The sequence below is a fragment of the Pseudomonas sp. genome, assembly GCF_035512415.1.
Classification (GTDB): Bacteria; Pseudomonadota; Gammaproteobacteria; order Pseudomonadales; family Pseudomonadaceae; genus Aquipseudomonas.
Window position 1 is genome coordinate 1 of the sequence record NZ_DATKDZ010000031.1, and the last position, 13,066, is coordinate 13,066.

A 13,066-nucleotide genomic window follows, 5' to 3' on the forward strand; every position below is an offset into this window, starting at 1 on the left:
GCAGCTGGATATGCTTGCCGCCACCCTGCGTGCCATCCGCAAAGCCTACCCCGACGCTTTCGCAGAGATGAGCGACGGCATCCGCAGTGGGTTGCTTGATACCCGCCATCTCTCGGACCTTGGCCTTAACGCCGCCTCCGAATGGCGCGAGTACCTGGCAGAGCGAGCCAGCGAGCTGACCGCCCAACTCGATTACGCGCAAGAAACCGCAGGGGGTGCCCAGTGAGCGACCTTCCCCGCATTGCCAATAAGCTCGGCAGCACCCTGGCCCAAGCCGGCATGGGCCTGAAAACCATCTCCGAGCTGCTGGGTTGTGATGGCTGCGAACACGACCTGACCGAGGAAAACATCAACGGCTTACACCACGCCGTCGCGGCCATCGCTGACCTGGTGGCTATGGCTGGCTATGAGCTGTGCGGTCAAGTCGAGATAGCCGAATCCATGGATAGCAAAGGGGGTGCGCAATGAGCATCTTCACCCAAGCTGGCGGCTTCACCCTGTACCACTACGTTCAGCACTCTGACAGCCCGCGCTACCCGTACGGGCTGTGTGGACCGTTCGCCAGTGAGACCGAAGCCGCCGAAGCACTGGAGCGCATCACTACTGCCTTCCCGGCTGTCGAGCTCCACATCGAGCAGGCAGGGTTTGCGGGCAACGCTCACCAAATGCTCAGCCAGGACAACGCCAAAGCGCGCCTGCGCCTCGCACAACTGAGGGCTTAAGCCATGACTAAGAAAAACGGCGCTCATGCGCCGACGGGATCGGCTTGCCCAAATCTGACCAAGCTCAAGCCGCCGAAGAGGACCGCGTAATGGGTATTCTTGACCACAACCCTGACCTGGCGGACGTAATCCGCGGCGACGCGCACGCCCAGGCCTTGATCGCCGAGAGCGAAGCCTACCGTCGGCAGCTTGAAAAACGGGCCAGCACCCCGGCACCTGAACCGCGGCCACTGCAGCCCGACCTGGAAGCCGCGGCCCCTTACCCCCTGGACGCGCTGCCGCCGCTTATGCGCGACGCAGCCCAAGCGATTGCCGAGCATGTGCAAGCCCCGCTGGCGCTAGCTGGTCAGTGTGTTATCGGGGCGGGCGTATACCTGGCGCAAACGCGAGTGAACGCGCCCCACATCCACCACCCAGGCGGCATGCCGTGCACGATGTTCCTGCTGACCCTGGGCCACTCTGGCGAACGCAAAAGCGAGACTCGTCGCCAGGCGTTCAAGATCGTCGACGAAGCCGAGGAAAAAGCCCGCACCGAGCACCGCAAAGCCTGTGACGAAATCACCAACATGGCCGCGGGCTTGAAGGGTAAGGCGCTTGAGCAGTTCAATGCCGAGCACCCGCTGCCCTTCGATCCGCGCACGCAGTACAGCGACGCCACCTATGAACGCATCGCCGGCGACATGATCCGGGGCGCATCGTCTGCATCCTGGGACACTGACGAAGGGGGGCAGGTTCTGGGCGGCGCATCGCTCAAGGCCGACACCCGGGCCGCCACCCTGGGCGGCCTGGTAAAGGCGTTCGATACTGGCGCATTCGAGCGCACCCGTTCGCACGGCAACGCTGAGGGCTCAGGGTTTGCCTACAACCGCCGCCTGAGCATGCATCTACTGGCGCAAGCGGTGACGGTAGCCTCGGCGCTGGATGATCCGTTGTTGCGTGGCCAAGGTTTTTTGCCGCGCTTCCTGTTCGCCAGCCCTCCCAGCTTGGCCGGCACCCGCTTTCTGACTGCGGATCAGCTCAACCGCAAGGCATATGCCGACCCACGCCTGCAGCGCTACTGGGCGCGCTGCGAGGCCATCAACGCAACCCCGCCCGCAATTGACCCGCAGACGGGCGAAGTATCGCCGCCGGTGCTGGACCTGGACGATGAAGCCGCCGGCGACTGGCTGGACTTTTATAACGAAGTGGAGGGCGAGCAATCCCCGCTGGGCAAGTTCGCCAACCTGCGCCCCTTTGCAGGGCGCGCTGGTGAGCTGGTGCGCCGCCTGGCCGCCGTGTTTGCGTGCTTTGAGGGTCAGCAGCAGATAGATGGCGAGTGCATGCGCCGCGCCACCGTGCTGGTGCGGCACAGCCTGGCCGAGTGGGCGCGCTACACCGACAGCGAAGCGGTAAACCCCAAGCTGCAACAGGCTGCTGTGCTGCTGGAGTGGCTGCAAGTTAATCAGTGGCTGACATTTGACGCCCGCGCCTTGCAACGCGAAGGGCCCCGGTTTGTCCGCAAGAGCGCGGCCCAGCGTGACAACCTGCTGGCCATCTTGGTCGACCATCACCAACTTCTGACCAGCGACGGAAAGCAGTTCGACCTCAACCCGCTGGCGACAGTGGCGACAACGGCGACAGCCCAGGCCCACCAAGGCTTTAGCTGCGGCGACACCCTGGCGACAAGTGGCGACAAACTGAACAAGGCCCCGGACGTGTCGCCACCTGTCGCCAGCCTGTCGCCAATCACCGCCCCAGCAAATACGCGGCGTGTCGCCACTGTCGCCGCTGTCGCCAGCCCGAAGCAGTTTTACGAACAAACCCCAGCGGAGCGCACCCAATGACCTGCGTCTGCCCAGCATGCGGCCAACTCCTACCGGCTGATCCCGTCGAAGTGCGTGTGGACGCTCTGCGTAGCGCCTGCCAGCAAACCGGCTGGTTCGTGAGCTGGGACGGCTACGTGACCGAGCGTACCGCCGCCCGGCTGCTGGGCCGGGAGCCTGGCACGTTGAGAAATTGGCGCGGAATGCACCGGCCTCTGCGCTTTCGCAAATTGTCCGGACGCATTGAGTACCCACTCTCAGAACTGGCCCGCCTGCTGCTCGAGGCCGAGGTGACCGACGATTGATGCTCACGAATGCGCACGGACGCGCCACTCCCTACATCGCCCACCAAGGTGTACCGGCGGACGATTGTCCTAACGCCCGGATTACCCAGGCGAAGGAGAATACCTAATGCAAAATGCACAGCACCTGGTTAAAGCGCTGCAATACATGGCAGCCGCCGATGGCAAATCGTCCCAAGCGATTGCGGTAGCCACCGCCAAAGCCGGGCCCGAATCTGGGCCGGTGAAAATCCTCAAAACCTGGGCGTTAACCTCGGGTTCAATCAGCCCCGAGCTGAGAAGCGCTTACCGCGAGCTGATCGCCCTGGCCGAACGCCGTTCGTTGCTGGCGCAAATTCGTGCTGTGTCGCCAATGCGCCGCGTGCCGTTCGAGACAGATACTTTGCTGCAGACCGGAGAAAGCCAGGTCGGATTCATCGGCGAAGGAGGTGCATATCCTGTCAGCTCGACTACTTACGAAAACGCCCGCCTACCCGGGCGTAAGCTTGGCGGCATCATTCCGATATCTGACATGCTTATCAAGGGTTATGACTTCGATTTTGCCGTCACGGGTGAACTTACGCGCGCGGTCGCTGAAGCCGAAAGCCAAGGCTTTTACAGCGCAGTAGCGGGGAGCAGCGAATCACCCGCCGGCATTTTGCACGGCGTCACCCCCGGCACCGGCTCGAGCAACGCAGCCAACGATGTGGCCGCGCTGATCGACGCTTTCGATGGCGACCTTGGCAGCGCCGTGATCCTGACCAGCCCCCGTGCTGGCGTAAAGCTCTTCGCTGCTGGCTTCGAATCAAGCGGCGCACGTGGCGGCGACTTGGCCGGCATCGCGCACGTCGCCCACCGCAGCGTGCCTGATGACGAAATTGCAATTCTCGATTGCAGCCGCATCCTGATCGCCGACGATAACGGCCTCGAAATCGTAAGCTCACAATCCGCAGCCCTGGGCGTGCTCGACTCTAGCGGTGAGCTGGTCGGCGAACTCGTTTCGATGTTCCAAACGAACACCAGCGCATTCCGAATCACTCGTTATGTGAACTGGAAGCCCGCCGATGGGGCTGTCGGCTACATGACCGGCGCGACCTGGTGATCCCTATGAACCATACCGATCTGGAAATTCTGGCAAGGGGCGTGGTGCTGGCCCTGGCCCCGCGGTTTAAACAGCTCGACGCAGAGCAGGCCGATGCCCTGGAGCTGATCCAGGATCTGCAGGACAGGCTGACCGTCGCCGAGCTGACTATGCAGGGCCTGGCCTTGCGCCTTGAAGCACTGGAGGCACGCCAATGACTGACAACGAAAACGAAGTCTTGAACGCGCTTGGCCGGCTGATCGGTCAGAACGCCGACTGGATGAGCGGCCGAGACTTTCAGCGGTTGGCCTTGCACGCCTCGGCCGCGCACTACGAAGCCGGTGACCTTGACCGGCTGGCGACCCTCGATCAGTTCGGCACTGCATTGGCCGAAGCGCTTGCCGCCGAGTTGGGTGTGGAGGTGAACGATGCCTAAATTCGAACACTTCGCCCGAATTGGGTTTCAGATGCATGCAGTAGACACAGCCTATGCCGCTGGCGAACGCCCTTCCACTGGATCGCTGAAGGTTCAGACGCCCCCCGTTTTGAAGCCAGAAGAATGCCGCCGGCTGATAACTCAGCTCAGCAAGCTCGAGTCGAGGGAAGGGTTGGTAACCAGCCCAACAGGCACTGCTGTGGTAGACCCTGATCGATACATCGCGAAGGAGGCTATGTTCAACCCAGCCGCCGCCTCGTTCACCTGGCTGATGCGCCGCCTCGGCCCGTACATCGCGGAGGCATCACAATCGTTCGGCATACCAGAGCTGAAGATGGTAGAGGCCGCCAGGCTGGTGAGCTACGGCCAGGCCGGGCACTTCAATTGGCACCCGGACAGCAGCGCCCAGGTACAACGCCGACTGACCCTATCCCTGCAGCTATCACCCGAGGCCACCTACTCAGGCGGCGACCTGATTATTCTGGGCCAAGACGGAGACTGGGTCTGCGCTGATCGACTGCATGGCGCGGCCTGCCTCTTCCCTGCCCCGTTATTTCATCGAGTGATGCCGGTCACTCATGGTCACCGATCCGCGATGGTCCTGTGGTTCTACTGAGCCCCTGGAAGGAATCGGCGAAAACTTCCGCCGATCACACCAAGCCGCCAGCACAAAGATGGCTGCTCTTGCATCTTCACAGAAACCCGAAACCCCGGAGCCTGCGGGCGATCCGGCCGATTCCAGTGTATTCACGGGTAGAGGATGAAGATAGACCGATTTCACCGATGCGCTCAGATCTGAGCGCAGCACCTTGCATTGTGGACGGCCGCAGATATGGGCTGCCCCTTCTTTCAAGCATCTAACATTGAGGTGCCGAATAATGGCCAGATTAACCACCCTCAAACCGAGGGTTAAAGAGAGTAAGGGCCGCCAGCTTGCGCAGGTGAATCCTGATAGCTGGAGGCAGGGGAAAACCACTGCAGAACGCGGTTATGGATCCCGTTGGCAGAGGGCAAGAGAGACATTCCTGGCTCATAACCCGTTATGTGTCTATTGCCAGAAAAAAGGCAGAGTAGAAGTTGCGACAGTAGTGGATCACATCGTAGATCACCGCGGCAATCAGGACCTGTTCTGGCAGCAATCCAATTGGCAGCCGCTGTGCAAACCGTGCCATGACTCGGTGAAGCGCCTAGAGGTAAGAAGACACTCAAGCAAGCTGAATACCATGGAGCCCGCAACAATGATCCATATCGTTATCGGTCCAACCTGTGCCGGCAAGTCCACCTTTGTGCAGTTGAGCAAAGCAGACGGTGATGTGGTCGTTGATTACGACCAGCTCGCCCAGGCGCTTGGCGCAGGTCGAAGCCATAAGGCGACGGGGTTGGTCAAAGACGCCGCCTTTGCTGCCCGTGAAGCGGTGATCGACATGCTTCTCGCGTCGCGCGGTGGGTCGGCATGGATCATCCACACCCGGCCGGCACAAAGACATATCGAGAAGTACCAGCTGGCGCATGCGACCTTCCACGTCGTCAACCCGGGCATGGATGAATGCATCAGAAGGACGGCTCAAGATGATCGGCCGGAAGGCTCGGTCAGCGACATCCAAGACTGGTTCAAGAACCCGGTAGAGCTAGACGAGCGTGGATTTGACCGTGACGCGCGCGCTCGGGCCATCAACTGCCTGCTGTCGGAGCCCGAGTAATGTTGATAGAGGGGGGGTATTTCGAGGATCAAAAGAGATTTTACACCTGACCACGCAAAAACCCATGCGCAGAAAAAATCCCCCTGTTAACAATTTGTTAATCAGCAAATCAAATCAGCAAATGCCCGAAAGCCTCATGGCTCTAGGGCTTCATGCATTTGATAGGTCCATTCGATTTGTTAACTCTTAACATCTCGGCGTTTACCATTCGTTAAGTTTGTTAACTCGATGCGCACGCTGCCCCTACCGGGGAAATTAGAGCCCGCCGCCAGGAAGGTGGCCCGGGCAGATGTGAGCAGATGTGCTCACATCTGAGCACATCTCCAGCCAGCACCTCGACAACCCAGAAGCTCACGCAACTGCAGCACCTAAAATAGTGAGTAGATTTGTGAGTAGATCGAAAACAACACAGGAAAGAAGCCCATCAAAAACGCCACTTTAAGCGCCTGGTTCGAGTCTCCCCCGGCACCATAGATTCGAAGAAAGGCCTTGAGTTTCAAGGCCTTTTTTATTGCCTGCGATAAAGTCACGACACATCAAAACAGCGGCCCCATAGCGCTTCTCTGGATCCGCCAGACTGCGCGCAAATTACATGATCCGCGGCGTGCACAGCACACCTACAGCCCAACAACTGCACACCCTGCAGGGGCTTGGCATTTGCCTGGGAGTTGGCGTAGAGTTTTGCCCACTGTGTTTGCATGGGTCGCCGAAAATCGTGACCTGGTGCAGTAGATCACCCAGATCCGCTACATCCCGCTCGACGTCGCACATCTCCTTGCAACCAGTATTGAGCCCCTCATATCGAGTGGCGGCTGTCATCAACTCCAGGTTCAAGGAAACACAACATGTCGAATCGTCAGAGCGGTACCGTCAAGTGGTTTAACGACGAGAAAGGTTTTGGTTTTATCACTCCTGAAAGCGGGCCGGATCTGTTCGTGCACTTCCGCGCGATCCAAGGCAACGGCTTCAAGAGCCTGAAAGAAGGCCAGAAAGTCAGCTTTATCGCTGTTCAAGGTCAGAAAGGCATGCAGGCTGACGAAGTTCAAGTTCAGGAATAACCCTGCCGCTTTGCAAAACCCCTGATGGCAACATCAGGGTTTTTTTATGCTCGCCCACCCATGGCGGTCACCTTAGGGGCCGCCGCCAGGCGAGGTGAAAAATGGCTGCCGGCCGTTTTTTATGCCCACAAATGCCGTATTGTTGCCGCCATTCCGCTAGCCGATTGAGTAAAGAGCCGACCATGCCGAAACACCAGCTGCGCCCGCAGGGTGACTTCCCCAGCGCCGGATTGACCCGCCGCCTGGCCGCCCTGTTCTATGACTTTTTGCTGTGCATCGCCCTGCTGATCGTCGTGACCTTTATCTACAAGCTGATCCTGATGGGCTTCTACGGCGAGGCGCAGCTCAAGCAGATGTCCGACGCCGGCGCGCTGGACGGCGACCCGCTGTTGTCCACCCTGCTGTTTTTCAGCCTGTTCGGCTTCTTCGCCAAGTTCTGGACCCACAACGGCCAGACCCTGGGCATGCAGGTCTGGGGCCTGCGCATCCAGAACGCCGACGGCACGGCCATCAGCCTGTGGCAGGCGATGCTACGTTTTCTGGTCGCCATCGGTTCATGGCTGCTGCTCGGCCTGGGCTATCTCTGGGTACTGTGGGACAAGCAGAAGCGCAGCTGGCATGACATCTACTCGGGCAGCCAAGTGGTGCAGTTGCCGAAGAACATCCACAAGAAGTAATTCGACGCCCGCCAGAAGGCCCAGGGCAGCCTTCACCTCGCCCGGCAAAGGCCCGAAGGGTAGCTGCCATGAATGGCATGGCTATAAAAAAGGCTCTGTCTGAGTTGGCTGTTGTCGGCATGCTCAACCCTTGTAGGAGCGGGGGGGACGCCTAGCCCTTGCCCGCGGATCGTGGCTCAATAGAAAAACATCGCGGGCATGGCCCGCTCCTACAGGGTTCGCAGCACCCGCGAGTACTGCTGGCAACAGTTAACGGGTACATAGCCATAAAAAAGCCGGCTACGCATCACCTGCGTAGCCGGCTTTTTCTTGCAGCGGTTTAACCGGCGCGGCGCAGCAACCAGACGCCGGCAAGGGCGCAGATCGCCGCCGGGGTGAGCACCGCCAGCAACGGCGAGAAGCCGAATACCAGACTGGAAGGCCCGAGCAGGTCCTGGGCGATGCGGAACGTAAAGCCCACCAGTACGCCGGTAAATACGCGTTGGCCGAGGGTCACCGAGCGTAATGGGCCGAAGATAAAGGAAATCGCCATCAGCACCAGGGCCGCCGTCACCAACGGCTGCAGCACCTTGGTCCAGAACGACAGCCAGTACTGGCCATTATTCAGGCCCTGCTCTGCCAGGTAGTGGATATAACGCCACAACCCGCTCACCGATAGCGCATCCGGGGCCAGCACCACGGTGCCGAGCAGCTGCGGGGTCAGCTCGACATCCCAGCGCTCGCTGGCCTGTTCGATGACTTCACTGCTGCGCTCACGGAAATGCGTGGTCACCACGTCTTCCAGCTGCCAATGATCGCCCTGGTACTGGGCGCGGCGGGCGAAGCTGGCCGACTGCATACGGCGCTCATCATCGAAGCGGTAGCGGGTTACGCCGAACAGCACGCCATTGGGCTGTACCGCGTTGATATGCACATACTCCTGCCCCTGGCGGTGCCACAGGCCACGTTTGGCGCTCTGCGCATCGCCGCTGCCCTGGGCCATGGCGCGTCCGGCCTGGGCCTTGTTCTCGCTATAAGGAGCCAGGTACTCACCGATCAGCACGCCGACCAGCATCAGCACCAGCATCGGCTTCATCACGGCCCAGACGATGCGCCCGATGGACACCCCGGCCGCGCGCATGATGGTCAGTTCGCTGTTGCTGGCCAGGGAGCCGAGGCCGATCAGGCAGCCGATCAGCGCCGCCATCGGCAGCATCTCGTAAATGCGCCGCGGCGCAGTCAGCAGTACGTAGCCGGACGCATCGAGCAGGCTGTAGTTGCCTTCGATATCGCCCAGTTCATCGATAAAGGCGAACAGCAGGGCCAGGCCGACGATGATTCCGAGCACGCCGAGAATGGCGACGAACACCTGGGCACCGATGTATCTATCCAACTTAACCACGGGCCATCTCCTTAGCCACGCCGCGGGCGGCCCATTTCAAGCGCAACGGCTCCCAGTACAGCAGGAGCACGCCAACCAGGGCGAACACCCCATGTACCCACCACAACCCCAGGGCCGGCGGGATCTTGCCTTTTTCCACCGCACCGCGCGCCGCAATCAGCACGGCCAGGTAGGCCATATACAGCAGGATGGCCGGCAGCAACTTGAGAAAGCGCCCCTGGCGCGGATTGACCCGCGACAGCGGTACCGCCAGCAAGGCCACCACGAACACCAACACGGGTATCGACAGACGCCACTGCAATTCGGACTGCAGACGCCCGTCCTTGCTACCCAGCAGCTGACGGGTCGCAATCCCCTCGCGGTCCGTCACGTCGGCGACCACTTCAGGCTTGGGCAACAACACCCCATAGGTGTCGTAACGGATGGCGCGATAATTGGCTTCGCCCGGGTTGCCGTCATAGCGGTAGCCGTTTTCCAGGATCAGGTAACGGCTGCCATCGGCCTGCAGCTCCTGACGCCCGGTTTCGGCAACCAGCACGGAAATACCGCGCTCCTTGTCACCCGCCGTGGAGAAACGCTTCTCGGAAATAAACACCCCGGCCAGTTCGCCGCGATCATCGGACAATTCCTCGGAATAGGTCACCCGCGAGCCGTTCTTCATCGACTGGAAACGCCCTGGCACCAGGGTATCCAGTTCGGTCATGGCGCTCTGCTGATTGAGAATCCGCGCTACGTGCTCGACCCCCTGGGGAGCCAGGCCCAGGCTCAGCCAGCCCGCCAGCAGCGCCACCAGCGTGGCCGGTGCGAGGGTGTAGACGAACAGACGCTGCTGGCTCATGCCCGTGGCAGAGAGCACGGTCATCTCGCTTTCCAGGTACAGACGCCCATAGGCCAGCAGAATGCCGAGGAACAGCCCCAGCGGCAGAATCAGCTGCAGGAAGCCGGGAATCCGGTACGCCATGATCAGCAGCAGCACCCCGGGATCAAGCAGGCCCTGGGCCGCCTGGGCCAGATAGCGGATAAAGCGACCACTCATAATGATCACCAACAGCACGGCACTTACCGCACTCAAGGTCACCAACACTTCTCGGGACAAATAACGGAAGACAATCAAACCAGACGCTCCAGGGTTGTCAGGCTCAGGCGGCTACGAGCAAACTAGCCGCACTGCTTGCCGGCTCACCTGAAAGATGAACCATCGGAAAAATAGCCGGCATTATCCTGCAATACCGACTCGTTGTCTTGGGGACACCACGTAATGGAATTTATTGTTAAAAGCGTTCGCCCAGAAACACTAAAAACCGCCACCCTGGTTATCCCTGTTGGTGAAGGCCGCAAGCTCGGCGAAATCGGTACAGCCGTTGACGCGGCCAGCGCCGGAGCCATCAGCGCCCTGCTTAAACGCGGGGATCTGGCCGGCAAACTCGGCCAGACTCTGCTGGCCCATAACCTGGCCGGTCTCAAGGCCGAGCGGATTCTACTGGTCGGCAGCGGCAAGGACAGCGAATTGTCTGACCGCCAACTGCGCAAACTGCTCACCGCCACCTATGCCGTACTGAAAACCCTCGGCGGCGGCGATGCCACCCTGGCCCTGCAGGACCTCCAGGTAAAAGGCCGCGATGCCTATGGCAAGGCCCGCCTGATGGTGGAAACCCTGGCCGATGGCGGTTACCAGTTCGACCGTTTCAAAAGCCAGAAGGCCGACGCCAGCGCCCTGAAGAAACTCACCCTGCTCAGCGACAAGGCTGACCAGGCCGATGTCGAGCGCGCCGCTCGCCAGGCCCAGGCAATTGCCGCCGGCATGGCCCTGACCCGCGATCTGGGCAACCTGCCGCCGAACCTGTGCCACCCCAGCTACCTGGCCGAAGAGGCCAAGGCCCTGGGCAAGGCCTACAAGAATCTTAAAGTCGAAATCCTTGATGAGAAGAAGCTCAAGGAACTGGGCATGGGTGCCTTCCTCGCCGTCGCTCAGGGCAGCGACCAGCCGCCACGGCTGATCGTGCTCAACTACCAGGGCGGCAAGAAAACCGAGAAGCCCTACGCCCTGGTCGGCAAAGGCATCACCTTCGACACCGGCGGCATCAGCATCAAGCCCGCGGCCGGCATGGATGAGATGAAATACGACATGTGCGGTGCCGCCAGCGTATTCGGCACCCTCAAGGCCGTGCTCGAACTGCAACTGCCGATCAACCTGGTGTGCCTGCTGGCCTGCGCCGAGAACATGCCCAGCGGCGGCGCGACTCGCCCTGGCGATATCGTCACCACCATGAGCGGGCAGACCGTGGAAATCCTCAACACCGACGCCGAAGGCCGCCTGGTGCTGTGCGACACCCTGACCTATGCCGAGCGTTTCAAGCCGCAAGCGGTGATCGACATCGCCACCCTCACCGGCGCCTGTATCGTCGCCCTGGGCAGCAATGTGTCCGGTCTGATGGGTAACAACGACGAACTGGTGCAGCAGATTCTCGGCGCCGGCCTGACCGCCGACGACCGCGCCTGGCAGCTGCCGTTGTATGACGAATACCAGGAACAGCTTGATAGCCCGTTCGCCGACATCGCCAATATCGGCGGGCCAAAAGCCGGCACCATTACGGCTGGTTGTTTCTTGTCGCGCTTCGCCAAGGCCTACAACTGGGCGCACCTGGATATCGCCGGCACCGCCTGGATCAGCGGCGGTAAGGAAAAAGGCGCAACTGGTCGGCCGGTGCCGATGCTGACGCAGTACCTGCTGGATCGCAGTAACGCCTGAACCCAGGCGCATTGTAGGAGCGGTCTTGACCGCGATTGACTGGTAAGCTGCGCGCCTGTCAGCAAGCCGCTCCTGCAAATAACGCCGAACTGTGCCGCCATGCCTCGAATAGAATTTTACGTTCTCTCCACCGCCACCCCGACCGAACGCCTGCGCGCGGCCTGCCAGTTGGCGATGAAAGCCTGGCGCGCCGGCCTGCCGGTGTTTCTACGCGGCAGCGATGCGCAGCAATGCAGTGAGTTGGATGAACTGTTGTGGCGTTTCAAGGCCGAAAGCTTTGTCCCCCACGACCTGCATCAGGACAATCCGCAGGCCCCAGTGACAATTGGCCTGGACGACGAGCCTGCAAACCAGCAGGGCGTGCTGATCAACCTGGGTAGCACCCTGTCGCCCCATGTCGAGCGCTTTAGCCGGGTGATTGAAATCGTCAACCAGGAACCCGATCTGCTGACCGCCTGCCGGGAGAATTTCCGCAGTTATCGCCAGCGCGGGTATGATCCCAAACGCGTCGAACTCTAGTTGCACACCATGGACAACCCCAAACCGCCGCAAAAACCTGCTCAGCTGCTGAACGACCTGGAGTCGATCCGCCAACTGCTGGGCGACGAAGGCCTTGAGCCGCCGCTGCTGATCGAGTCAATCGATCCGGACAGCATCCCCCTGCTCTCGGAGATCGTCACCCCACCGCCTTTGCCGGGAATCCGCCCTGCACAGTCCAGTACTGCACCTGCACCTGCACCTGCACCTGCACCTGCACCTGCACCTGCACCTGCACCCAGCCTGCGCGATACGGTTGCGCAAAGCATCAGCCGCGACAGCGAAATGAACCGCCTGGACAGCGAGCTGCGCGCCGCCGCCGAGTTGATCCTGCAGGACGTGATCGACGATTTCGTACCGCAGATCGAGGCCGAGCTGAAACGCCGCCTGCAGGCGCGTCTAAGCCGTCTGCTGCCACCACGCAAATAGTCGTCCGTAGTGCTCCAGCGCAACCCAGGAGGTCGCCGCCCCGGATTGCATCCGGGCTACGAGTGGCCCAAATAGCCTTACGCCCACCAGTCAGCCCCACCACGCTCGGCCGTAGAATCTGCGTACGATCTCGCGAGCTAGAGATAAACGGTGGCGAAAACGGCCGAGAAACGCAGCGAAGCGAAGTAACAGCCGCAGGCTGGCCCGAAGGGT

The 13,066-nt window shown here is 60.9% G+C and carries 17 protein-coding genes; 15 read left to right on the forward strand and 2 right to left on the reverse strand.

Annotated features, from left to right (window positions below):
* The 12 genes from VMP31_RS15910 to VMP31_RS15965 all read left to right on the forward strand — a co-directional run.
* Positions 1–226 (forward strand): hypothetical protein (locus VMP31_RS15910; protein WP_325508675.1); only part of this gene is annotated, 226 nt, incomplete at its 5' end.
* On the forward strand, positions 223–468 hold the full coding sequence (locus tag VMP31_RS15915) for a hypothetical protein (protein WP_325508676.1): 246 nt from the start codon (positions 223–225) through the stop codon (positions 466–468). The genes VMP31_RS15910 and VMP31_RS15915, both read left to right, overlap by 4 nt.
* A complete protein-coding gene (locus tag VMP31_RS15920) occupies positions 465–722 on the forward strand; it encodes a hypothetical protein (protein ID WP_325508677.1) in 258 nt (85 codons plus the stop codon). Before VMP31_RS15915 ends, VMP31_RS15920 begins: the two co-directional genes overlap by 4 nt.
* 89 nt (positions 723–811) lie before the next feature.
* Positions 812–2,545 (forward strand): DUF3987 domain-containing protein, encoded by a 1,734-nt coding sequence (locus VMP31_RS15925; RefSeq protein WP_325508678.1) that lies wholly within the window; start codon positions 812–814, stop codon positions 2,543–2,545.
* A gap of 56 nt (positions 2,546–2,601) precedes the next feature.
* The gene (locus VMP31_RS15930; protein WP_325508679.1) at positions 2,602–2,829 is read left to right on the forward strand and encodes a hypothetical protein; all 228 of its coding nucleotides are present in this window, start codon (positions 2,602–2,604) and stop codon (positions 2,827–2,829) included.
* 106 nt (positions 2,830–2,935) lie between these two features.
* Positions 2,936–3,907 carry a phage major capsid protein gene (locus VMP31_RS15935; RefSeq protein WP_325508680.1) on the forward strand — a complete coding sequence of 324 codons (972 nt, stop codon included), beginning with the start codon at positions 2,936–2,938 and terminating at the stop codon, positions 3,905–3,907.
* Between the two features lie 5 nt (positions 3,908–3,912).
* Positions 3,913–4,104, forward strand: coding sequence for a hypothetical protein (locus VMP31_RS15940; RefSeq protein ID WP_325508681.1), 192 nt, complete (start codon positions 3,913–3,915; stop codon positions 4,102–4,104).
* Entirely contained in the window at positions 4,101–4,322 is a 222-nt protein-coding gene (locus VMP31_RS15945; protein WP_325508682.1) for a hypothetical protein, read from the forward strand. Before VMP31_RS15940 ends, VMP31_RS15945 begins: the two co-directional genes overlap by 4 nt.
* A complete protein-coding gene (locus VMP31_RS15950; protein WP_325508683.1) occupies positions 4,315–4,938 on the forward strand; it encodes a 2OG-Fe(II) oxygenase in 624 nt (207 codons plus the stop codon). The genes VMP31_RS15945 and VMP31_RS15950 overlap by 8 nt, the downstream gene beginning before the upstream one ends.
* A 262-nt stretch (positions 4,939–5,200) precedes the next feature.
* Positions 5,201–6,022: an HNH endonuclease gene (locus VMP31_RS15955; RefSeq protein WP_325508684.1), complete on the forward strand. Its 822-nt coding sequence runs from the start codon at positions 5,201–5,203 to the stop codon at positions 6,020–6,022.
* Between the two features lie 845 nt (positions 6,023–6,867).
* Positions 6,868–7,080, forward strand: coding sequence for a cold-shock protein (locus VMP31_RS15960; protein WP_325508685.1), 213 nt, complete (start codon positions 6,868–6,870; stop codon positions 7,078–7,080).
* 182 nt (positions 7,081–7,262) lie between these two features.
* Entirely contained in the window at positions 7,263–7,757 is a 495-nt protein-coding gene (locus VMP31_RS15965; protein WP_325508686.1) for an RDD family protein, read from the forward strand.
* A 319-nt stretch (positions 7,758–8,076) separates the two neighbouring features.
* Here VMP31_RS15965 and lptG read toward each other — a convergent pair whose 3' ends face one another.
* Both lptG and lptF read right to left on the reverse strand, forming a co-directional pair.
* A complete protein-coding gene (lptG, locus tag VMP31_RS15970) occupies positions 8,077–9,138 on the reverse strand; it encodes an LPS export ABC transporter permease LptG (RefSeq protein ID WP_325508687.1) in 1,062 nt (353 codons plus the stop codon).
* Positions 9,131–10,252, reverse strand: a complete 1,122-nt coding sequence (lptF, locus tag VMP31_RS15975) for an LPS export ABC transporter permease LptF (RefSeq protein ID WP_325508688.1) — start codon at positions 10,250–10,252, stop codon at positions 9,131–9,133. Before lptF ends, lptG begins: the two co-directional genes overlap by 8 nt.
* Before the next feature lie 144 nt (positions 10,253–10,396).
* Here lptF and VMP31_RS15980 point away from each other — a divergent pair, with 144 nt between their 5' ends.
* From VMP31_RS15980 to VMP31_RS15990, 3 genes are all read left to right on the forward strand, one after another.
* Positions 10,397–11,887, forward strand: a complete 1,491-nt coding sequence (locus VMP31_RS15980; protein WP_325508689.1) for a leucyl aminopeptidase — start codon at positions 10,397–10,399, stop codon at positions 11,885–11,887.
* Positions 11,888–11,986: 99 nt separating this feature from the next.
* Positions 11,987–12,406, forward strand: a complete 420-nt coding sequence (locus VMP31_RS15985) for a DNA polymerase III subunit chi (protein WP_325508690.1) — start codon at positions 11,987–11,989, stop codon at positions 12,404–12,406.
* A gap of 9 nt (positions 12,407–12,415) precedes the next feature.
* Entirely contained in the window at positions 12,416–12,853 is a 438-nt protein-coding gene (locus tag VMP31_RS15990) for a DNA polymerase III subunit chi (protein WP_325508691.1), read from the forward strand.
* Positions 12,854–13,066: the final 213 nt, after the last annotated feature.